General features: G+C 46.9%; 19 protein-coding genes and 1 pseudogene. 2 read left to right on the top strand and 18 right to left on the bottom strand.

From position 1 onward, the window contains the following. Positions 1–115: 115 nt before the first annotated feature. The 4 genes and pseudogenes from ACFPK9_RS16135 to ACFPK9_RS03385 all read right to left on the bottom strand — a co-directional run. A pseudogene (locus ACFPK9_RS16135) lies at positions 116–271 on the bottom strand (hypothetical protein); the annotation flags it as partial. Positions 272–480: 209 nt separating this feature from the next. Continuing rightward, the gene (locus ACFPK9_RS03395; RefSeq protein WP_377093245.1) at positions 481–945 is read right to left on the bottom strand and encodes a hypothetical protein; all 465 of its coding nucleotides are present in this window, start codon (positions 943–945) and stop codon (positions 481–483) included. Between the two features lie 151 nt (positions 946–1,096). Beyond that, positions 1,097–3,067 carry a fumarate reductase/succinate dehydrogenase flavoprotein subunit gene (locus tag ACFPK9_RS03390; protein WP_377093243.1) on the bottom strand — a complete coding sequence of 657 codons (1,971 nt, stop codon included), beginning with the start codon at positions 3,065–3,067 and terminating at the stop codon, positions 1,097–1,099. Between the two features lie 38 nt (positions 3,068–3,105). After that, entirely contained in the window at positions 3,106–3,789 is a 684-nt protein-coding gene (locus ACFPK9_RS03385) for a succinate dehydrogenase cytochrome b subunit (RefSeq protein WP_377093242.1), read from the bottom strand. Between the two features lie 188 nt (positions 3,790–3,977). Here ACFPK9_RS03385 and ACFPK9_RS03380 point away from each other — a divergent pair, with 188 nt between their 5' ends. Then, positions 3,978–4,385: a hypothetical protein gene (locus tag ACFPK9_RS03380; protein WP_377093241.1), complete on the top strand. Its 408-nt coding sequence runs from the start codon at positions 3,978–3,980 to the stop codon at positions 4,383–4,385. Positions 4,386–4,555: 170 nt separating this feature from the next. Beyond that, positions 4,556–6,457: a protein kinase domain-containing protein gene (locus tag ACFPK9_RS03375; protein ID WP_377093239.1), complete on the top strand. Its 1,902-nt coding sequence runs from the start codon at positions 4,556–4,558 to the stop codon at positions 6,455–6,457. Between the two features lie 16 nt (positions 6,458–6,473). On the opposite strand, the gene ACFPK9_RS03370 is transcribed toward ACFPK9_RS03375, so the two are convergent. The 14 genes from ACFPK9_RS03370 to lptB form a co-directional block, all read right to left on the bottom strand. Then, positions 6,474–7,901 (bottom strand): NADH-quinone oxidoreductase subunit N, encoded by a 1,428-nt coding sequence (locus ACFPK9_RS03370; RefSeq protein ID WP_377093238.1) that lies wholly within the window; start codon positions 7,899–7,901, stop codon positions 6,474–6,476. A gap of 34 nt (positions 7,902–7,935) precedes the next feature. Continuing rightward, positions 7,936–9,387 (bottom strand): complex I subunit 4 family protein, encoded by a 1,452-nt coding sequence (locus ACFPK9_RS03365; RefSeq protein WP_377093237.1) that lies wholly within the window; start codon positions 9,385–9,387, stop codon positions 7,936–7,938. Between the two features lie 15 nt (positions 9,388–9,402). Beyond that, positions 9,403–11,217, bottom strand: coding sequence for an NADH-quinone oxidoreductase subunit L (nuoL, locus tag ACFPK9_RS03360; protein WP_377093236.1), 1,815 nt, complete (start codon positions 11,215–11,217; stop codon positions 9,403–9,405). A gap of 7 nt (positions 11,218–11,224) precedes the next feature. Beyond that, positions 11,225–11,548, bottom strand: a complete 324-nt coding sequence (gene nuoK / locus ACFPK9_RS03355) for an NADH-quinone oxidoreductase subunit NuoK (RefSeq protein WP_377093234.1) — start codon at positions 11,546–11,548, stop codon at positions 11,225–11,227. A gap of 6 nt (positions 11,549–11,554) precedes the next feature. Further along, entirely contained in the window at positions 11,555–12,151 is a 597-nt protein-coding gene (locus tag ACFPK9_RS03350) for an NADH-quinone oxidoreductase subunit J family protein (RefSeq protein ID WP_377093232.1), read from the bottom strand. Between the two features lie 8 nt (positions 12,152–12,159). Then, a complete protein-coding gene (locus ACFPK9_RS03345) occupies positions 12,160–12,729 on the bottom strand; it encodes a NuoI/complex I 23 kDa subunit family protein (protein WP_377093231.1) in 570 nt (189 codons plus the stop codon). A 36-nt stretch (positions 12,730–12,765) separates the two neighbouring features. Further along, positions 12,766–14,019: a complex I subunit 1/NuoH family protein gene (locus tag ACFPK9_RS03340; RefSeq protein ID WP_377093229.1), complete on the bottom strand. Its 1,254-nt coding sequence runs from the start codon at positions 14,017–14,019 to the stop codon at positions 12,766–12,768. A 15-nt stretch (positions 14,020–14,034) separates the two neighbouring features. After that, positions 14,035–15,780 carry an NADH-quinone oxidoreductase subunit G gene (locus ACFPK9_RS03335; RefSeq protein ID WP_377093227.1) on the bottom strand — a complete coding sequence of 582 codons (1,746 nt, stop codon included), beginning with the start codon at positions 15,778–15,780 and terminating at the stop codon, positions 14,035–14,037. 28 nt (positions 15,781–15,808) lie between these two features. Further along, complete coding sequence (gene nuoF / locus ACFPK9_RS03330; protein WP_377093225.1) at positions 15,809–17,203, bottom strand: NADH-quinone oxidoreductase subunit NuoF; 1,395 nt, start codon at positions 17,201–17,203, stop codon at positions 15,809–15,811. Between the two features lie 44 nt (positions 17,204–17,247). Continuing rightward, a complete protein-coding gene (locus ACFPK9_RS03325; RefSeq protein WP_377093224.1) occupies positions 17,248–17,814 on the bottom strand; it encodes an NADH-quinone oxidoreductase subunit NuoE family protein in 567 nt (188 codons plus the stop codon). Positions 17,815–17,843: 29 nt separating this feature from the next. After that, positions 17,844–19,106, bottom strand: coding sequence for an NADH dehydrogenase (quinone) subunit D (nuoD, locus tag ACFPK9_RS03320; RefSeq protein WP_377093223.1), 1,263 nt, complete (start codon positions 19,104–19,106; stop codon positions 17,844–17,846). 233 nt (positions 19,107–19,339) lie between these two features. After that, positions 19,340–19,639, bottom strand: coding sequence for a hypothetical protein (locus tag ACFPK9_RS03315; protein WP_377093222.1), 300 nt, complete (start codon positions 19,637–19,639; stop codon positions 19,340–19,342). 206 nt (positions 19,640–19,845) lie between these two features. Beyond that, positions 19,846–20,430, bottom strand: a complete 585-nt coding sequence (gene hpf / locus ACFPK9_RS03310; RefSeq protein WP_377093221.1) for a ribosome hibernation-promoting factor, HPF/YfiA family — start codon at positions 20,428–20,430, stop codon at positions 19,846–19,848. 75 nt (positions 20,431–20,505) lie between these two features. Next, on the bottom strand, positions 20,506–21,309 hold the full coding sequence (gene lptB, locus ACFPK9_RS03305; protein WP_377093219.1) for an LPS export ABC transporter ATP-binding protein: 804 nt from the start codon (positions 21,307–21,309) through the stop codon (positions 20,506–20,508). Positions 21,310–21,319: the final 10 nt, after the last annotated feature.

The following is a 21,319-nucleotide window of genomic DNA, read 5'->3' as shown; positions in this document are numbered from 1 at the left end:
GTTTTTGTGAGTATTGCGCATACGTTTGAGCCAATGGGTCATAGAGCTGCACTCAATCGGTAAGCGGTGATGGAAATATTTTTCACCAAAATAGAGTTGGAAGTAGGGATACTCTTTACGCTGCCGGTAGACTTCTTCGTCGGAGTTTGAGTAAATGCAGGTCAATCATGAGGCAGGTGGCAATAACGGTGCGCCCAGTGGTCGAGTACAATTCGCTGAGCTCTCCGTCGAGCCGTTTCCAGTCGATTTTCGCTGCTAAGACGACGAACTTGTGTGGTTCGGGTCAGAGCAGAGGTTGTTACAGGTGGGCAGTTTTAGATTGATTGGAATGCTTTGGTGGGCAAATGCTGTTAGGGAAATCTGTAAGGTTTAGGCGTTGAGAGGGCGATGTCTTGTAAATTATTTAAAGAAAAAAGCGCGCTGGATAAGAGCACGCTTAGGATTAAATGATTTTAACAAGAGGGAGACTTTTTATATGTATTAAGCTCCTGATATCCAACGGCTATGCGTCCCGTCTTTGGCTAAAATCCAAGTAACTGCATAAGCGAAGCTGGCATCTGCTCCGTGGAAAGTGAAAATGATGTATTGTCTATCTTCTGTTAGTTTTACAAACGGGTAATTGCCGGGTTCGGGAAACTCGGGTTCAGAGTAGGGGAAAAGATTGAGGTTAAAGCAGTCGGCCCAAAGGTTCTTTGGGATTGTCATTTTTTTACCATCCCATGTTAACTGAAATTTAGTAAGTTCTCTTGTTGGTAGGACTCCTTCAGTTCCCCATGGACGCATTCCGTCGATCTGTGAGACTGGATTACCATTTTGTTTAAGGTATGTATGGTTTTCCTTAGTGAAGTTTTCTTCAGTGATTATTATATCGATAGTATTATCTTGGCTTTTCCAGTGAAATGTAACTGGAGGGTTTAGGTCTTTAGCTGAGCTTATGGAGCACATAACAATGAGTGTTATGCAAAATTGATGTATAAATGGCATAAGCTTAGGATTCATTGTGTTCAGGAATTATGTCAATTGTAGACTTCGAGATAAAAAAATCCCGCACCGAATGAACGGAGCGGGATGGTGTAAATGATTTGCAATATGATTCTTACTGGTAAGAACGTACAGATGGCTTCACGAACTGGAAGTTGAGGTCTTCTTTATGAAGTTCTGGTTTCTCGCCGAATCCTTTGTATTCCCAAGCGGAGACGTAGGAGAACTTGTCATCGTGACGGAGCGCTTCACCGGCTTGAGTCATGCCGCTTTGTACTTCTGGAGAATCTTCGGTGAATTGGTGCTCACCACGGAAATGACCGCCACAGGATTCTTCACGGTTGAGAGCATCGTAACAGAAGAGTTCAGCGAATTCGAAGTAGTCAGCGAGACGTGCTGCTTTTTCAAGCTCTTGGTTCATTTCGTCAGTGTCACCCGGAATGCGGACGTTTTTGTAGAATTCGTCGCGGATTTGCGGAATACGCTCAAGTGCGTGTTCGAGACCTTCTTTGCGTCGTTCCATGCCACAGTAGTCCCACATGACATTACCGAGTTCACGGTGGAAGGAGTCTACTGAGCGCTCACCCTTGATGTTCATGAGTTGCTCGATACGGTCTTCGACTTCTTTTTTCGCTTCTGCGAATTCTGGACGGTCGGTGGTGACGGAGCCGGGTTTTTGAGTCGCGAGATAGTTGGCGATAGTTGTCGGAAGTACGAAGTATCCATCAGCGAGGCCTTGCATCAGTGCAGATGCACCAAGGCGGTTGGCGCCGTGGTCAGAGAAGTTTGCTTCACCAAGGACGTGTAGGCCAGGAAGGTTGGACATGAGGTTGTAGTCAACCCAGAGGCCACCCATGGTGTAGTGCACAGCAGGGAAAATCTGCATTGGTTGCTTGTACGGGTCCTGACCAGCGATCTTCTCGTACATTTGGAAGAGGTTGCCGTAGCGAGCACGTACAGTGTCTTCGCCGAGGCGCGCGATAGCGTCTTTGAAGTCGAGAAATACACCAAGTCCTGTCGGAGCTACGCCGCGGCCTTCGTCACAGACTTCTTTACCTGCACGGGATGCAATATCGCGTGGGCATAGGTTACCAAATGATGGGTATTTACGCTCTAGGAAGTAATCGCGATCATCTTCAGGGATGTCGCTGGCTTGCTTCTTGCCTTCGCGGATTGCTTTAGCGTCTTCGATAGTCTTAGGCACCCAGATACGTCCATCGTTACGGAGAGACTCAGACATAAGTGTGAGCTTGGACTGGTACTCGCCACTAACTGGAATACATGTTGGGTGGATTTGAGTGTAACAAGGGTTGGCGAAGTATGCGCCTTTTTTGTGTGCCTTGTATGCAGCCATGACGTTACAGCCCATGGCATTTGTAGAGAGGAAGAATACGTTGCCGTAACCACCAGTAGCGAGACAGACTGCGTCTGCTGCGTGAGTTGTGATTTCGCCAGTAGTCATGTCGCGCACCACGATGCCTTTCGCGTGGCCGTCGACCATCACGAGCTCCATCATTTCAGTGCGTGGGAACATTTCAACACCGCCTTTGGCTATTTCTTTTGAGAGCGCTTGGTAGCAACCGATGAGCAGCTGCTGACCAGTTTGACCACGTGCGTAGAAGGTACGTGATACCTGTGCACCACCGAAGGAACGGTTGTCGAGGAGGCCGCCGTATTCTCGAGCGAATGGTACACCTTGTGCGGTTGCTTGGTCGATGATGTTTGAGGAAACTTCTGCGAGACGATAGACGTTTGCTTCACGGGAACGGAAGTCACCACCTTTGAGGGTGTCGTAGAAAAGACGATAGACTGAGTCGCCGTCGTTTCGGTAATTTTTAGCAGCATTGATACCACCTTGTGCTGCAATCGAGTGCGCGCGACGTGGGGAATCTTGGTAGCAGAAGCATTTTACGTTGTAACCGAGTTCAGAAAGGGTGGCTGCAGCTGCACCGCCAGCAAGACCGGAACCCACCATGATAACGGTAAATTTACGCTTGTTCGCTGGGTTGATGAGCTTGGAGTCCATCTTGTGCTTTGACCACTTTTGCTCAAGCGGACCATCAGGAATATTTGCGTCGAGTGACATAATCTTAAAATGTGTGAGAGTTGAGGTGCGTTGAGAAATTATTTAATGAATCCGCAGAGAATTGCGACCGGGATGGAAACGAAGCCAACCCAAATGACAATAGTGTAGATTTTTGCGATGGCATCGATGAGACCAGCATTTTTCTGAGTACGAAGACCGAGTGTTTGAAAAATGGAGGAGAAGCCGTGGCTGAGGTGACTGCAGAGAAGGGAGATAGCGATGATGTAGAAGACGCTCACTAGGATGTTTTGGAAACCAACTATAACCATTTGGTATTGGTTGCCAGCGTCGGCGAGTGCTGCGAGGTCGCTATCGACACGTACAGTATAGTGAAGAATGTGAAAAACTACGAAGGCAAGAATAGTAAGACCTGACCAAATCATCATGCGAGATGATTTAGATGCCTGTACTGTGGCGTCGCATTGATAGCGGGAAACTTTCGCTGTGCGGTTTGCTTTAGTGAGCTGAATGGTCGCTACAACGTGTAACACTAGGGAAGTAAGGAGCACAATGCGGGCAATCCAGACACCAGCTCCGTGGAGCATGTGGTGAAGGAAATAGGCGTATTCATTGAACGCTTCAGCACCTACGTACATTAGAAGGTTACCGCTGAGGTGGCCAGCGAGGAAGCCGACGAGGACGAGACCAGTGATGGCCACTACGAATTTCTTGCCGATGGAGGAGCTCCAAAAACGGCATAGTGAACAGGATGTTGCGCTCATTGTATTAGTGTCTGTGTGAGAGAACTTCGCGCGTGATAGGGATAAATTGAGAATTATTCAAGACGTGCTTGTGAAAAAAACACAAGTAGTGATGAGTGGGACTCATGATTCTGCAGAATGATACTCACGATAGGTTGATGGCAAATTTTACGTGAAGTTTTCTAGATCATATGTTAGGTTAAAAATATATGAAAACCCAAATTAAGTCTGTCGCTGATGAGTTACGTGAAGATTTAGAGAGCTGCCCGGATTTACGGGCGCAGCAATTGATAGATCTTGATGAAGCAATCTCAGAACTCAATGTGAAATTTGAACAAAAATTAGACCCTAATCAGATGGAGGATTGGGCTGTTCTAAGAGAGAAAATTGATGAGCTTAGAAGATTCGCGCAGTTGACTAAAATGCGCTTACTCTATGGAGATGAAGACTTGCGCTCGAAATTAGATACCATGCATCCAACTGAACAAGGTGATGAGGCTAAAGCAGCTCTTGAGGTAGAACGTGACGCCCATCGGGTAAAAGGTGTTTCAGATATCTTTAAAGCTCTTTTAATGTGGAAAGATGCACCAGAGGAAAGAATTAAGAAAGATAGTTAACAAGCTATACCTTCATAAGCTTATGGCAATTAGCTGTTAGTGTTAGCTAACAGCTTTTTTATTCCTTTTTATTTCAAACAATCGTCTCCTCAAAGTCTGCTTAAACCTTGATTTTATAAGCTTCTGCGCTATATCTGCAAGTAGTTCTCCCCCCTCAAAGGCACACACATATGACACGGGAACGTTACACGATTTCAAAATCACTCGGCTCTGGGGGATTTGGTTCAGTCTACAAGGCTCACGATACAATGCTGCACAGAAATGTAGCATTGAAACGTTTGGATAAAGGAGGGGCTGAGGATGCATTACGTGAGCAATTATTGAGGGAAGCACGCGTACTAGCTTCGATGCAACACCCCAATATTGTATCGATTTATGATATAACGAGTCATGAAGAGTACGATGAGATCGTTATGGAGCTACTTCATGGGGTTAGTCTTGATGTACTGATGAAGCGGCATTTGCTTCAGCCGAATGACTTTAAGAATGTAGCGATTCAAATCTTACAAGCACTTGCGGCATCTCACAATGCTGGGGTTCTTCACTGTGATATGAAGCCTGAAAATATCATGCTTTGTATGTCTTCCGAAGATCACTATGAAGTGAAGGTGTATGACTTTGGAATGTCCCACCCGGTAGAAGAGCAAGAGTCCGTGGGGAAGGGGAAACTGATGGGGTCGATATATGTGATGGCACCAGAATTGTTTAGTGGTGAGCAGCCATCTCCACAGAGCGACCTTTATGCGCTAGGATGTGTTTTTTATTATCTGCTGACAGGAGACTATCCATTTCAAGGGGACAATGCTGTACAGATAATGGCTTCTCACATTAAGGGGGAATACAAGCCTTTGCAGGAGGTTCGGCATGATCTCTCTGATGAATTTTGCTTGTGGCTTGATAAATTATTACAACCTAAAAAGAAGAATCGTGCTGAGAGCTGTAAGTCCTTAATGTACGAACTACGTGATATTGAGACTCCAATTAAAGAAAAGGAGTTCACTTTATCTACAAGTCTAGAGTTAGAACAAAATAACAGTAGACTGATTAGGCCGATAACAACTGATTCATTAGCTCAGAGTTCAGAGAGAGTGTCGGGTGGCAATACGACTATTTTCATGAGCAATAGCTTTAGCTATTCAGCTCAAGTGGCAGAAAAATCAGTATTCTCAAAGCCTGAAGAAACTGAAAAACAACCTGTGCCTGTGATTGGGGAGTTAGGAGAAGAGGTTGAGCTACCCAAAGATGCAGAGTGGTATTTCACGATTGGAGATAAGGTGAAAGGGCCTGTGAGTTTGGTCCAGCTTACGAAGTTATGTGTAGAGGGTAAAGTGTTAGAGGAAACTCTCATATGGCATGCGATGATCGGTGATTGGGTGGCAGCTTCAAATTGTGCGGAGACTAAAGTGGGTTTCCAAGAAAAAGAAAGATTAGAGAGAGAGGCTCAGGCTAAGATAGAAGCAGAGCAAGCTTTGCGAGAAGAGCGTATAAAGGAAGAGCTTGAGGAACAGATTAGAGCCAGCTACGCTTGGTTTGGTGCTGAGGTGATGATTATTTTTCTAGCGGGAATCATAGTTCTAATCTTTGGGCTAATCTATACTGAGGTGTGGCATATAGCTCTAACTGCATACATGCTGGTTTTATTTATTGTTGGCTTTGTGGGTGTTCGTCTCTACCAAATGCGGTCTAGTATGAAATGGCTGGGTTTTGGAGTGTTGGTGCCTTTTGTCTCAGATGCCGTCTACGCAATTAGCAAACCAAATACTCGCTCGACTTTATGTACTTTAATGGTTTTTGCTGGAGGAATCGGTTTATGTCTTATGGGCTTCGGAGCACACAAACAATCAGAGATTGCTAATCAATTAGTTTATTCAGTTCCTATAAAGCAGCATCTAGCAGAAGTGCTGGAGCAGGAAGAAACCCTATCCCCTGTGGTAGTTGAACCAGTTGAGGTCATTCTCGAAAAAGAGGAAAAGGTAGAACCTTCTGAAAAGAAAATACAGCCGAAAGCTCCAACTAGCCTTCGAGCTCTCTCTTCTGAAGCTAAAGATATAAGGTCTCTTCGTGACCTTTAAGCGAGAGTCCCATTGATTAGGAAATCCAGCAGAATATTGGCGCTGGATAGATTCCGAAGATGATCAGAGCAATGGTGAGGAGCGCGATTGCACATTTGGAAATGAGAGGAATGCGAATCGTTTCAGCATTCGTCGCGTCATTCCAGTAGATTGCACGGATAATCTTGAAGTAATAATAGAAGCCGCATGCTGCGCCGATAAATGCGATGACTACTGTTACCCAGTGAACAGTGGCGATGTTGGAAACTGCGGTTTCAAACATGAAGAATTTGCCAACAAAGCCTGCGGTGAGTGGAACCCCAGCCATCGCAGCCATAATAATGGTGAGTGCTACCGCGAGTAGTGGATTTCGCTTGCCCAACCCATCGAGGGCTGAGATTTCGTCTGAATCTTCTGAGTTTCGAACGATGCTAAGTATGAAGAAGGCTGCGAAAGTCATGATGAGATAAGTCGCGAGGTAGAACAGCACGTAATCGAATGCGCTCGTTGATATGCCAATCAGGATAAATCCCGCGTGAGCGATTGATGAATAGGCGAGGAGACGTTTGAAATTCGTCTGAGCGAGGGCCGCTAAATTCCCATAGAGGAGGGTTGCGGCTGCGAGTATCACAAGTACCGTCGCTACGGAACTGCGTGTCACCTCAGCTTCTAAGAAGGGACGTAAGATGGTGATCGCTACGCCAAAGCCTGCCGCTTTTGAAGCAACGGAAAGGTAGGCTGTGATAGGAGTTGGCGCACCTTGATAGACGTCGGGAATCCAAAGTTGCATAGGAGCTGCGCCTACTTTGAATGCGAGAGCAATAATCACAAGAGCAAGGCCGAAGAGTAGAGCTGTCGATGATTGTATGTCAGTAAAGCGGGTGATGTCGGTGGTGCCCAGAGCGCCATAGATCCATGCGATTCCATATACGAGAAAACCAGTAGAGAGGGCTCCCAGAATCAGATATTTCACCCCTGCTTCAAGCGAGCCGACGTTACGACGCATGAAAGCAACCATGACATAGAAGGAAATGGTAACAAGTTCGAGTGCTACGAAAATTGAGACGAGGTCAGTCGCGGAGGCCATCCACATGAGTCCAGTGCAGGCAAAAATGGGAAGGCAGTAAAATTCTCCGGCATTGGAGTCTGAAGCGTCTGGGCTTGTGAATTTATTGAGCACTTTCTCAAAGTCGTAACTCATCAAGAGAACTGCGATAGTACTAACGAGCGCAAAGCCTTTGAAAAAGAGAGCGTGACCATCGTTAGAGTAAAAGCGGCTCATCCAACTTGGAATGTCATAGCTACAAGAACAACAGGCGCCAACGATGAGAGCTAGGAACGCGATACTCAAGCCTGCTGCGCCAATAAGTGCGAGAGTCGACTTTTTCTTAGGTGAAGCAAAAGCTTCCCACATTAAGAGAATGAGACCAAATCCTGCGATGAAGAATTCTAGATAGGCGAACATGATGAAGTAAGTGAGCTCTTGTTAGGATGAGCAGTTAGTAAGGAAGAAGGTTGAGTAAAAGGTTCGGATAAATACCGACAATGAGCAGGGTGATAGCCAAAAGGGCTGCGGGGATCTTTTCCATCATGGTGATGTCGGAAGTTGATACGCATTTGGCTTCGAGGGGACCGTGGAAGGTTTGGCGAAATGCGCGAAGTCCATAAACAGCACTGATAACAACTCCCCAGATGGCGATGATGGCAGCGATTTGCACAGAACCGAGTTCTTGCGTAGAATCCCACCCTGCAAAAGCTGAAATAAAGACCATGATTTCACCGGCGAAGTTGGCAAGTCCAGGCAGGCCAATGGAGGCCATGATAGCGAGGCCAAAAAGGAAGCAGAGTTTCGGTGCCGTTTTACCAAGCCCCCCTAATTTATTCAGTTCAAGTGTGCCTGTTTTTGATTCGATTCGGTCGGCGAGAGCGAAGGAAAGTGCAATGGAAATACCATGGGCGAACATTAACAGCCCAGCTGCTCGGACAGCGAGAGAATTAGTTCCTCCAGGTGTGTAAATATCGGGGTCTGTTCCGATAGCTGCAGCGATTGCTAGGAAAATGTAGCCCATGTGCATGACTGAAGAATTTCCTAACATCGTATCGAGACGCTTTTGGTTAATGGTTATGAAACCTACCCAAAGGATATTGAAAAGTAGAAGTACAATGAGTAATGGGAGCCAGTGGCGCATGCCGTCCGGTGCTACCTGAAGTCCCACTTGGATAAGGCCGTAAAGTCCAAACTTTTTAAGAACACCAGCGTGGAGCATCGCGACTGGAGCTGGAGCAGAAGCGTAGGCTGGTGCTGCCCATGAATGGAAAGGGAAGAGTGAGACCAGTGTGCCAAAGCCAATGATGAGTAAGAGGGCAATGGCATTTTGATGTTCCGCTGCCGCTCCAAGATTATTCATGTCATAGGTGTCGAGCTGAGAAGCAGCGAGTAAGAGACCTGCGAGCAGAACAATTGATCCAAAGGCTAGGTAGATAGTTGTCTTCCAAGCGATTTCTTTTCGCTCATTTCCACCGCGACCGAGGATGCCAATCATCAGGAATGTTGGAATCAGAGCGAGTTCGTGGAAAGCGTAGAAAAAGAATAAATTGGTAGAGAGGAATGCCCCAATTGCTCCGGCACTAATAAATAAAATGCTAGAGAACCAGAGTTTGTCTCTTCCTTCTGGAGCATAGCCACTGAGGCTAGCGGCGAAGGTGACGATTACGGAAAGAAGTAGCATAACGGCACTCAAGCCATTGAGTCCAAAGCTGAGAGCAATTTCTGGCTGATGGAGAACAGTTAGAGCAACTGATTCACCACCATGCGACAGCGAGAAGGCGGAATATGCACCTAACAGTAGATTGAGCGCTGAAGCGACAATAGTTGTTTGGCGAGCGGGACTACCGAGAAGAACCGCAATGGCTGCGATGAGCGGGATGAGAACAATGATAGCGAGAAGCATAGTAGGAAATGGTTCTTAGAGGAAAACTGTGAGATAGATGACGAGGATCACACCGACACTTAAGAGCAAAGCGTAGTTCTGGAGATTGCCAGACTGCATACGGTAGCGGAAATAATCTCCGATGCCTTGAGCAATCCGCGTGAGGCCGCCTACAAGCATTCCGTTGATGAAAAATTCATCGAGAAAGTGTACTACTGAAGCGAGGACGTCTTGGAATACTTTGACGAGTTTGGCATAGAATTCGTCGATGTAGAATTTGTTCCGAAAGACTAGCATGAGACCATTTGAAGCCAGTGGATCTTGAGTTTTTCCTTTGTAGAAAAGTAGAGCACCTACGAGTCCGAGAACAAATGCCCCAATTGAGAGCCAAGTGATTGGGTCATCGAAATGAATACTGGTGTGCGGGTGGAAATCATCGAGAGCAGGGATGAGATTTCCTAACCATGGAGAAGCGAGAGCCATTAAAGCTAACAGAATCAATGGTAGTGCCATTACTAGAGGTACCTCTTTTGCATGTTCAGCGTATTTATCTTTAGCTTCTCCAAAGAAGGCGATGAAGAGCAGACGGAACATGTAGAATGTAGTTAATACTGCCACTATGAGAGTAATGCTTAAAAGCACGACACTTTTACCAGATGCGGCGTGGAGGATAGCTTCTTTGGAGAAAAATCCTGAACTCATGGGTACAGCTGTGAGGCAGAGTGTTCCGATGACAAAAGTGATGCCAGTGATAGGCATTTTCTTAAACAGTCCACCCATTTTCCAGATGTTTTGTTCATGATGGCAGGCGTAGATGACAGCGCCTGATCCTAGGAATAGCAGGGCTTTAAACCACGCGTGGGTATAGAGGTGGAACATGCCAGCATTTGGGTCAACTAAACCGACAGCCATGACCATATAACCAAGTTGGGAAAGGGTGGAGTAGGCGAGAATCTTTTTGATGTCGTCCTGTTGCGTTGCCATTAGAGCGGCAGCCAGTGAAGTAAGGCCGCCAATCCAAGCGATGGTCATCGCTGAGCATTCGGGGATAACTTCGAAGCCGATCGAGAAAAAGAATCTCGCCATCATGTAGACCCCAGCTGCAACCATGGTAGCGGCGTGAATGAGTGCGGACACAGGAGTCGGCCCTTCCATGGCATCGGGAAGCCAGACGTGGAGTGGAAGTTGGGCAGATTTACCGATAGCACCACAGAACACGAGTAAGACTGCCGCGGCTAAAAATGGAGTGCTAGCAGTAAGTGGGGACTGCTGCATGTCTTGGAATGTAAAAGTTCCAGTAATTCCCCAGATCATGAGGATACCGATAAGGAAGCCGAAGTCGCCTACGCGGTTAGAGAGGAAAGCTTTTTTTGAAGCATCAGCAGCACTGTCTTTCTGAAACCAATGACCGATGAGGAGATAAGAGGATAAACCCACGAGCTCCCAGAAGATGAACATCATCACGAAATTGTTCGCGAGTACGATACCTGTCATTGAAAACATGAACAGTGATAAGTTCCCAAAGTAGCGAGCCTTGGAGTCATCATCTTTCATATAGCCCAGTGAAAAGAGGTGCACGAGGAAACCAATCCCAGTGACGACAATCATCATGCCTTTAGAAAGCTGATCAAATTGGAAACCAATATCGATATTGAAGCTGCCAGCATTGATCCAATTGAAAGAAATAGCACTGACTTCGGTGTTCAGTAGTGAAACTGAAACGGCGAGAGTGATGGAGGTGGAGATCGTACCTATGAGGGCTGCAATAGTCGCTAACTTTTGTTTGAGAACAAAATGAATGAGCACCGCAGAGAATAACGGTAGGATGAGAAGTAAGAGTGATTGGTTCATCAATTTGTTAATTCTTTAAACTACGTAATTCGTCAGTGTTGACAGTTTGTCTTGCTCGGTAGAGGGCGACAATGATGGCGAGGCCAACAGCGACTTCGGCTGCGGCGACAGTGATGATGAAGAAAACTAACATCTGACCGTCATAATCAGGAATACCGCCTTGAAGGTCTGCTCTCGAAAACGCGACGAGTGTGAGAGACGCCGCTGCGAGCATGAGTTCGAGGCACATGAAAATGACGATGATATTGCGTCGAATGATCACTCCCGCTAAACCTATTGAAAATAACAGGCCCGATGCGAAGAGGTATTCTGTGAGAGATGCTGTTGGCATAGAAAGTTAGGATTTAGCTTTGAGCTTTTTAGAGAGAGACACACATCCGACCGTGGCTACTAACAGAAGGAGTCCGATGATTTGTAGCGGGAAGTTGTATTCAGTAAAGAGCTTGTGGCCGACTAGTTTTACATCTGGTAGTGTGCGCTCTGCAGGGTTTTTAGCTGCTAGAGCTTGACGGATTCCGCTATCCTTGGGGATCGAGGCATCGAGAGTTTGTTCACTTTGGGCGAGGCTTTCTGCTGTGATTGGGGTGAAGTCTCCGAGTTCACTCGTTTGAAAAACGGCAACGAGCTGGAGTACTAACAAGGTTGGAATGATGATACCTGCAGCTAAAGCGGGAGTTTGGATTTCTCTACCTTCCTCTTTTTTTAGGTCGAGAAGCATGATGATGAAAAGGAAAAGCACCATCACGGCTCCGGCATAAACGAGAATTTGGAGAATGCCGACGAAGTAGGCGTTAAGACCGACGAATAAGGCGGCAAGGCCTATGAATGAACTTATCATCGCGAGTGCAGATGAAACTGGGTTTTTGAGAGCGACCACTCCAATGCCGCCAGCGACCATGATCGCCGCAAAGATGTAAAATAAGACTGAAGGCATATTATTGACTACTTAAGTTCATTCCATTTGTTCACAAGACCGATGCGTTTGCCGCCAATCTCGTAAAGTTTCTTTTTATTGTGCACCATTTCATCACGAGAAGTGCCAGTGATGGCGTAATCTTTACGGAGGTAAATCGCTTGTTCTGGGCAAACTTCTTCACACATTCCGCAATAGATGCAGCGAATCATATCGATATCGAATTCTTTAGGACGTTTTTCTACTTTGGCCCATGGATCATCGCCAGGGATTTCGCCTGGAGTTATCTTGATCGCTTTTGGTGGGCAAATAAATTCACAAAGTTGGCAAGAAACGCAACGCTCACGATCCTGTTCATCGGTCACTAAAGCTGGAGCTCCACGATAATGTTCCGGGAGTTGGTCATCCCATTTCTGCTCTGGGTACTGCATGGTGATACCCAAGCCAGAGGACTTGAGTGAATCACCACCTCGCGACTTTCCTGTCAGTGACTTGAAAGCGTGTTTCAGCGTCACCATTGCTCCCTTAGCGAGGGCAAAGAGGTAGAGCTTTTCACTCGTGTCGAGTTCGGGGCGTTTGAGTTTTTTGACTTCAGCCATTTTTTAAAAGTTAGAAATTAGAATGTAGAAGTTAGCTTAGCCTGCTTGCTTTTTATCGAGTGACTTGGCGATGAGAAATATCAAGATAGAGAAAACAATGACTCCAATCGAGAGGGCTGCTATTCCAAGGTATTCACCTCTATTAGCCATTGATGGGGCTGCCATGATGACTGCAACGATAAGGATATTGATGAGTGCGAGTTCGAAGAAGACTACCCAGCCGAGTTTCATGAGTTGGTCGTAGCGGAAACGTGGAACGGTCCAACGCACGAGGATGAAAAAAAGAATGAAGGCAACGACCTTTGTAAGGAAGGCTCCGAGATGGATGAGGCCGACCCAGTCGCCAAAGGTATTGAAGGCCCATGCATCCAGTCCAAAGCCGAGTGACCAGCCACCGAAGAAGAGGGTGACGATGAGTGCTGATCCGACGATCATTGCTGCATATTCTCCAAGGAAGAAGAGCGCGAATTTCATGGAAGAATATTCTGTGTGGTAACCACCAACAAGCTCGGTTTCACATTCAGGAAGGTCGAAGGGCATACGGTTGGTTTCAGCAAAGATTGAGACCGTAAAGATGAAGAAAGATAGGAAGAGGGGTAGTAATAAGAGTACGCCAAGTGGACCGCCAAATTCATAGAGTCCGAATTGGAAACCATCGTCAAAGGTGATTGGGCAAAGGAGCCAGCCGTGTGCTGCTTGCCATTCGACAATTTTAGTGAGGTTGAGTTCACCGAAGATCATGAGAACTGGAATGACGGAAAGGCCGAGGGCGATTTCGTAGGAAATCATTTGAGCACAGGAACGAACGCCACCGAAGAATGAGTATTTATTATTGGAAGCCCAGCCAGCGAAAGTGATGCCGTAAACGGAAAGAGAGGCAATGGCGAAAATAAAGAGAGGCCCAACAGAAACGTCGGCAATCACTAGCTTTTCACCAAATAGAGTAGAACCGAAGGGGATGACTCCTAAAGTAAGAAGTGCCGGAACCATGGTCAGTGCCGGAGCGATCCAGAAGAAAAACTTATTTACATGAGAGGGAGTAAAATCTTCTTTGAGAATGAACTTGAGACCATCTGCAAGAGGTTGCAGCAAGCCTTGAAGTGGGATGTCTTTCTTTCCACCAAATAGAGTGAGCGGGATGCCAGTTCTGTTTGGCCCCACACGGTCTTGGATAATTGCTGAAAAACGCCGTTCAGCGTAAACCGAATACGCAATGATCGGAAGGGTGAGCACAAAGGTGAACCCAATGATCTTAGCGAGGGTGATGAGGGTGAGTGTAAGAAAGTCCATTTATTTAAAGAAGATTTACCCGACGATTTCGCGGTTTTCGATGCGTTGTTTTTCTTTTTCTAGTAGAGGAATTGAGGCGCCTGTTTCAATGAGGGGAATGCCAAGGTCACCGATTTTGGATAAAGTGACATCCTCGAATGCTAGGATTGCTTGAGAGAGCACTTTGATAATGTCTTCCAAGATATACATATCGTTTTTCTCTCCTGTATAACTGAGGATGAGATCACGAATGATTTCCCAGTCATCCATCGCGTTGCCAGGAGCTTGAACTGCTTGATTGAGTCGCTGGAGGCGTCCAGTGATATTGATCATAGTCCCACGTTTTTCAGCAAATGATGAGGAAGGAAGTACAATGTCACTGGCGAAAGCAGTGGGGTTAGCTTTGATGTTAGAGCTGATAATGAGTTCAGCGGCAGCAAGTTCGTCGTGGCTGAAGCCAGCATCGCCGAATAAGTCCTCTTGCAGCGCAATCACAGCTTTGATCGCCCCTCCACGAAGAGCCTGTTTGATGGAGCTTAGTTTTGAGGATGGATCTTCTTGATCGAAGATGAGTTTAGCTCCGTTGGTGTTTGGATTTCTATCCGCAGATATGAGTTTACCATCAGATTCACCTTTACGCGCGACAACAGTAAGATTGTCAGTTCCTAACACATCGGCTAATGTTTTTGTTAGGAACAGCTCTTCGTTCGTCATGCGAGCAGAGGCGATGATCGCAATCTCTGAGGCTTCAAATTGTTTGAGAGCTTCTGTAGCGGCTTCTATGGCTGTTGGCCAGGTCGTGAGTTCGTGTGAGCCTTCAGCCTTAATCATAGGGTCAGTAAGTCGGTCGTCACCTTGAACTGAATGGAAAGAGAGTCGATGCGAGTCTGGCATCCACTCAGAGTTAACGTCATTGTTGAGACGCGGAGTGACGCGGTAGATTTCGTTGCCTCGAGTCCAGATAGTGGTGTTACATCCAGTGGCGCAATTGACGTCGATTGATTTGGTCTCTTTGAGGAACCAGACGCGCATTTGGAAGCGGAAATCTTTTGAAGTGAGGGCTCCAACAGGGCAGAGATCGATCGTGTTCATGCCATAGTTAGAATCTAACTTACGGTCAGGGTGGCAGGTGAGCGTGGTATGGGTTCCGCGCTCAGTGAAGCCAAGTACAGCATCGTCTGCAACTTCATCCATGAAGCGAATACAGCGCGAGCACATGATGCAGCGCTCGTCATCGAGGTTGACGCGTGGGCCAATGTCTACATTTTTTGGCTTCTTGACTTTGTCTTCGACGAAGCGGGATTGACCACGGCCGTGTTCTACTGAAAACTCTTGAAGTGTGCACTCACCAGCTTGGTCACAGATCGGGCAATCTAGAGGGTGATTGATCAGAAGAAATTCCATGACTCCTTCACGTGTTTTCTCAACTAGCTCTCCCTGAGTGCGAATACCCATGTTTTCTGCGACAGTGTTCGCACAGGCGATGACAGGACGAGGTATCCAACCGATGTCTTGGTAGCCTTGTTCATTATATTCTGGAGCTTGCCCAGGTGCGAGACGTGGGGGCATTCCCATTTGAACGAGACACATGCGGCAGTTACCCGGAGAAGACAGTTTTGGGTGATAGCAGTAATGTGGGACTTGCGCTTCAGCCATTTTACAGGCTTCGATCATGCGTGTTCCTTTAGGCACTTGGATCCAATGTCCGTCGATCTGGACATTTACGAGGCCTTTTCCGGCAGCGATGTCTTTTGGAAGTGGTATGGTGTCAGTTTCTGACATAGTCGTTATCGGTTATAATTACTGCCGTTTACTTACTTAAAAACATCTCACGCTGGAGCTGCTCCTTGCTGAGGTGTTCGTTTTCCTCAGATGTCTCAGCGGTGAGTTCGTCTCGGAATTTGGCGATGATGGCTTCGACTGGCCACGAGGATGCTTCTCCGAAGGCGCAGACGGTTTTTCCATCGATCTGGTAGGCAACGTCTTCGAGGGTTTGAATGTCTTCAGGTGCTGCTTGGCCGTTGACGATACGGTCAGAGATTTTTTTCATCCAGCCGTTACCTTCTCGGCACGGAGTGCACTGTCCACAGGACTCATGAGCGTAGAAATGGTTGATGTTATTGAGTACCCACGACATTTTTCGTGAATCATCTAACACAATAACACCACCTGAACCTGCCATGGAGCCGCAAGCTGCAAGTGTGTCGAAATCCATTTGGATGTCCCAGAAGGAAATTTCTTTTGCATCGTCGCCTTTACCTATTTTGAAGGTTTCATCACAGCGTAGAATCTTCGAAGAGGAACCACCGGGGATTACCGCTTTGAAACTTTTTCCATTCTTTGGTCCTCCGCAAATGTCGTTAAGTAATTCGCCCATGGTGAGCTTACCGACTTGTACTTCGTAGTAACCAGGTTTTTTTACATCGCCAGAAACACAGAGAATGCGTGTGCCAGTGTTGCGTTCGACTCCGAGTTTGGCGTATTCGTCACCACCCATTTCGAGGATGTGTTTTACATGGCAGAGCGATTCTACATTGTTGACGATAGTCGGAGCCATGTAGAGGCCGAGAGCTGCGGGGAAGTAAGGGGGCTTGATACGCGGGTAGGGGCGCTTTCCTTCTAAGGACTCGATGAGGCCAGTTTCTTCGCCGCAGATGTATGCTGCTGCTCCGCGGTGTACCCAGATCTCTAGGTCGAAACCTGTATCAAGAATATTTTTGCCAACAAAACCTTTGGCGCGAGCTTCTTCGATAGCTTTCTCCATGGTGAGGGCAGCTTCCGGAAATTCCTCACGCATGTAGAGGTAGGCTGTGTGGGCGCCGACAGCGAAGGCCGAAATGACCATGCCTTCGATAAGTTGATGCGGGTCTTGGTGAACGATGTAGCGGTCTTTGAAGGTGCCAGGTTCTGATTCATCGCAGTTACAGATGAGGTAGACTGGTTTGGTGTTGTTAGGTGGGATGAAGCCCCACTTTACTCCTGTTGGGAAACCTGCACCGCCACGACCGCGAAGCCCTGATTTTTTGACTTCGTCAGTAATGGAGGCTGGCTCCATTTTTACTGCTTTTTTCAGCTGCTCGTAGCCACCATCAGCCATATAGGTTTCGATGGATGTGTCCCAGCCCTCACGGTCGATATTTTTGAAGATGAGTCGATGCTCAGCTGGATGCGGCTCTTTGCCTGGAAGATATTTAATGTCTGACATGGTGTGGTGCAGAGAAAAGTAGGTCAGTGGGAGTTGCTCGTCTATTAAGCAGGATATTGATCAATCAAAGCTTGGGCTTGGTCTGGCGAGACATTGTCGTGGAAGTCGTCATTCACTAGACAAGCTGGCGCTGAGCCACAGGAAGCTAGACATTCGGCAAATTCTACAGAGTAGTTGCCACAGGGCGAAACTACTATTGGGTGATGGTGGGAAAGCTGAGATCGATCGATGTTAGTGATTTCACAAATTTTATCCATTAGTTCGTGTGAACCTGCCATGGCGCAAGAAAGAGTGCGGCAAATGCGGTAATGGAATTTACCCGGTGCGCTCTGACGGAAGCCTGGGTAGAAAGTGACTACCGAGAGGACTTTGATCGGTTCGATCTCTAACTTCTTAGACACCCAACTAATAGCTTCTTTAGAAATGAAGCCAAAATGATGCTGCACAATGTGGAGTAGAGGAAGGACGGCAGAAAGCTTGCTCACAGGGTAATGAGTAATACGCTCGTCAGCGAGGGCTTCGATTTCAGAAGTAGCTTCGAATGGTGGGAAGTGTTTCTCACCTGGAGATGGTGCGGAGGCTACAGCCTTCTCTAAAGTGTCTTGGGACATGGATGAATCAATTTGAAATTTGTAGTATTCTAACGGTCACATTCGCCCATCACGAAATCGAGTGAGCCAAGGATTGCTGGAACATCGGAGACCATTGTTCCTTTTAGGAGCTCGGAGCAGATAGAGAGGTTTATGAAGGACGGGGAGCGAATTTTGAGGCGGTGCGGCACGCCTCCACCTTTGGAGTGAATGTAAAAACCGAGTTCGCCTTTCGGGTTTTCGTGACCAAAATAGACTTCGCCTTCAGGAGCATCGATGCCCTGAGTGGTGACAATAAAGTGGTGGATTAATTCTTCCATGGACATCAGTACGCGTTCCTTATCGGGAAGAGTGCTCTTGGGGTCGACGATGTTGACTGGACCATCAGGAAGAGTGTCGAGTACTTGACGGATAATGCGAATCGATTGACGCATCTCTTCCATACGTATCTGGTAGCGCGCGTAGCAATCACCTTCATCAGCAACTGGAACATCGAAATCGTATTTTTCGTATCCGAGATAGGGATTATCTTTACGAAGGTCGCGAGGGACTCCGGAGGCGCGTAGATTTGGTCCTGTGAGGCCGTACGAAATAGCGTCTTCTTGAGAGATGACTCCAACGTCACACATCCGCTTCATGAAGATTTTATTCTTATCTAACAATGTGGAAATTTCATCGATTTGTTCCTCGCATTCATCGAGGAATGTACGAACTCGAGCTTCAAACCCGTCGGGAAGGTCGCGGAGTTGTCCTCCGACGCGAGTGTACGAAGTGGTAAATCTTGCTCCTGTGAGTTGTTCGCAAAGGTTGTAAATCTTTTCGCGTTCGTTGAAGGTATAGAGGAAAACGGTCATTGCGCCTACGTCCATAGCGCAAACACCTACGCCTAACATGTGCGCAGAGATACGAGCGAGTTCACATGCGAGCACACGGACAGCTTGACCACGAGGGGGGAGTTCCCAGCCCATGAGTTTCTCTACAGCACACGCATACGCTACATTGTTAGCAAGTGGAGCTAGGTAGTCGAGTCGATCAGTATAGGGGATGAACTGATTGTACTGCATGTTTTCAGCAATTTTTTCATCACCGCGATGAAGAAAGCCGACGTCAGGAGTGGCTTTGGTAATGACTTCACCATCGAGCTCAAGGATGAGACGCAGCACACCATGTGTGGCAGGGTGAGATGGACCCATGTTGAGGACCATTTTTTCACCCATGATGTCGTCGGCTTCCGCATGGTAGTCGGCGACAGCTGTGGCTGTTTTGCTTGCGTTGTCTGGAGCTTCGTAGGTTGTGGTTTTTGATGAAGTCATGTGAAGTGGGTATCGCCAACCACTACAAAGGAGAAAAATAGTCGCTCTATCAAGGAAGATTGTGAAAAAATTCACAAGCTCATGATTAGAGTCATCATTATGAGCAGGGAATAAATTTCTTCCACCGTCTTCTGGGTGGATGAGTTATGTGAATTTTTGGGAAGTGGAGATAAAAAAAGAGCCTGCTGTGAGGCTCTTGGGGAAATCCAGTAAGAACTTAGTGATTCATGCATTTAAGCAAGATCTTGTTCGGCTTTGGTCCAGTCTAGCTCTGGGGTGCCGGGTTTACCTTTTTTGAGGCGTTCCATGTAGTTGAAATAAGCGGCTTGCTGGAGCTCGTCGTAGGTGGGAGCTTGCTTCGGGGTAAGATCTAACTCCTGTTCTGCGGCTTTAGCTTTCTTGCTCGCTTTTTTCGCAGATTTTTTAGTGGTTTTCTTAGGAGCTACTTTTTTACTCGCTTTTGTCGCAGTTTTTTTAGCTGCTTTCTTTGCTGTCTTTTTGACAGTCGCTTTTTTTGCAGTTTTCTTGGCCATAGAGGGTGATTGGTTGTTGCTGATACTCGTGAGAGCTCTATCAGATTAAGAGCAAGCAAAGTGCCAAATAGTATATTTGCAATCAATTATTTGTGAATGATCTGACATAGATTGGGAATTGGTATTGCGAATCGATTTAAAGCAATAAAAAGCCCAGATCGCTGTTGTGATCTGGGCTTACTTTTGTCGCTTAAATTATACAGATATTAGGGTTCGATGATCGCGTAATCGCCATCACTGCGGCGATAGACAATTTGCAGAACATCGCGCCTCGCGTTGGTATAGACGACGAATGGTTTATCAGAAAGTTCGAGTTCCATGATAGCCTCTTCTTTGAAGAGCCTTTTGAGCTTTTGATGTTCTCTGTGAATGATCATCGGCTCAGGATCAGTTTCAGACTCCTCAGGGTGTGTATCTAACACGTCTTGAGCGTAGACTCGCTCGTCGAGGTGCCTGATCGTCTCTTCAGGATTTGATCTGTATTTCTTGAGTAAGCGTGTCTTGTGCTTACGCATGCGTCTGGCAATCTTAGAGATAGTCTCATCGATGGCCGCATACATGTCGGGTCCTTCTGTAGACGCGTCGATCGTGATGTGATTCGCACAGAACAGAATGATTTCTGCCTTATGTCGGTTCTTTTTCACATCGAGTACCGCGCGAGCTTCAATGATGCGCGGATAATCGAGATGCAGGGTGCCAATTTTCTTCTTAACGAAGTCGCGGATGGCATCCGTAATGGTTTCGTGACGTACTACGATATTGATCGGTGGGTCAACGTTTGCTGTTTGCATCTTTGTTTTTGTCCTTTCGTTTGGGTTTGGGTTAAAAGTTGTTAGAAAGGTTGGGGTGAAGATTATCTCTCTTTGTTAGAGCGAGAAGTCATCACCGAGATAATGTTTGCGAGCGAGTGGGTCGTTCGCAATTTGGTCGGCAGAGCCTTCGATGATGGCTTTACCATCGTCCATCACATAGGCGTGATCGACGATTTTGAGAGTTTCGCGTACGTGGTGATCAGTGATGAGGATGGAGAGGCCATCTTTATCTCTGAGTTCACGTACAATGGTGTGGATAGCTTCCACGGCTTTAGGGTCCACGCCAGCGAAGGGTTCATCTAGCATGAGGAGTTTGGGGCTGCTACAGAGGCAGCGAGCGATTGTGAGGCGGCGTTTTTCACCTCCAGAAAGGGTGAGTGCGATCGAGTCGCGTAGCTTCGTGATGCGAAAGCGTTCCATTAATTGCTCAGCTTTTTCTTTACGCTGCTTTTTGTTGAGGTCTTTGCGGGTTTCCAGAACGGCGATGAGATTGTCTTGGACGCTAAGTTTTCTGAAAATAGATTCTTCTTGTGGGAGGTAGCCCATACCGATGCGTGCGCGTTTGTGCATGGGGAGAGTGGTGATGTTTTTGCCTCTGAATGAAACGATGCCAGCATTAGGTGGGACGAGTCCTGCAATCATGTAAAATGTGGTGGTTTTGCCGGCACCGTTAGGACCGAGAAGTCCGACAATTTCGCCATCGGCGACATTCATGCTGACTCCGTCTACGACAGCGCGACCACCGTACAATTTTTTGAGTTCTTGCGCGCAAAGTAAGAGCTGTTTACCAGTTCGTTTACTGAGCGAATTACACTCTGCTGAAGGGGTGTTAGGAGCTGTTATTGTTGCGCTTGGCATTTTAGTTTTT

It is taken from the genome of Rubritalea spongiae, assembly GCF_042652385.1.
In the GTDB taxonomy this organism is placed as follows: domain Bacteria; phylum Verrucomicrobiota; class Verrucomicrobiia; order Verrucomicrobiales; family Akkermansiaceae; genus Rubritalea; species Rubritalea spongiae.
Note: the sequence above shows the minus strand (reverse complement) of the source record. Positions and strands in the feature narration are given on the sequence as shown.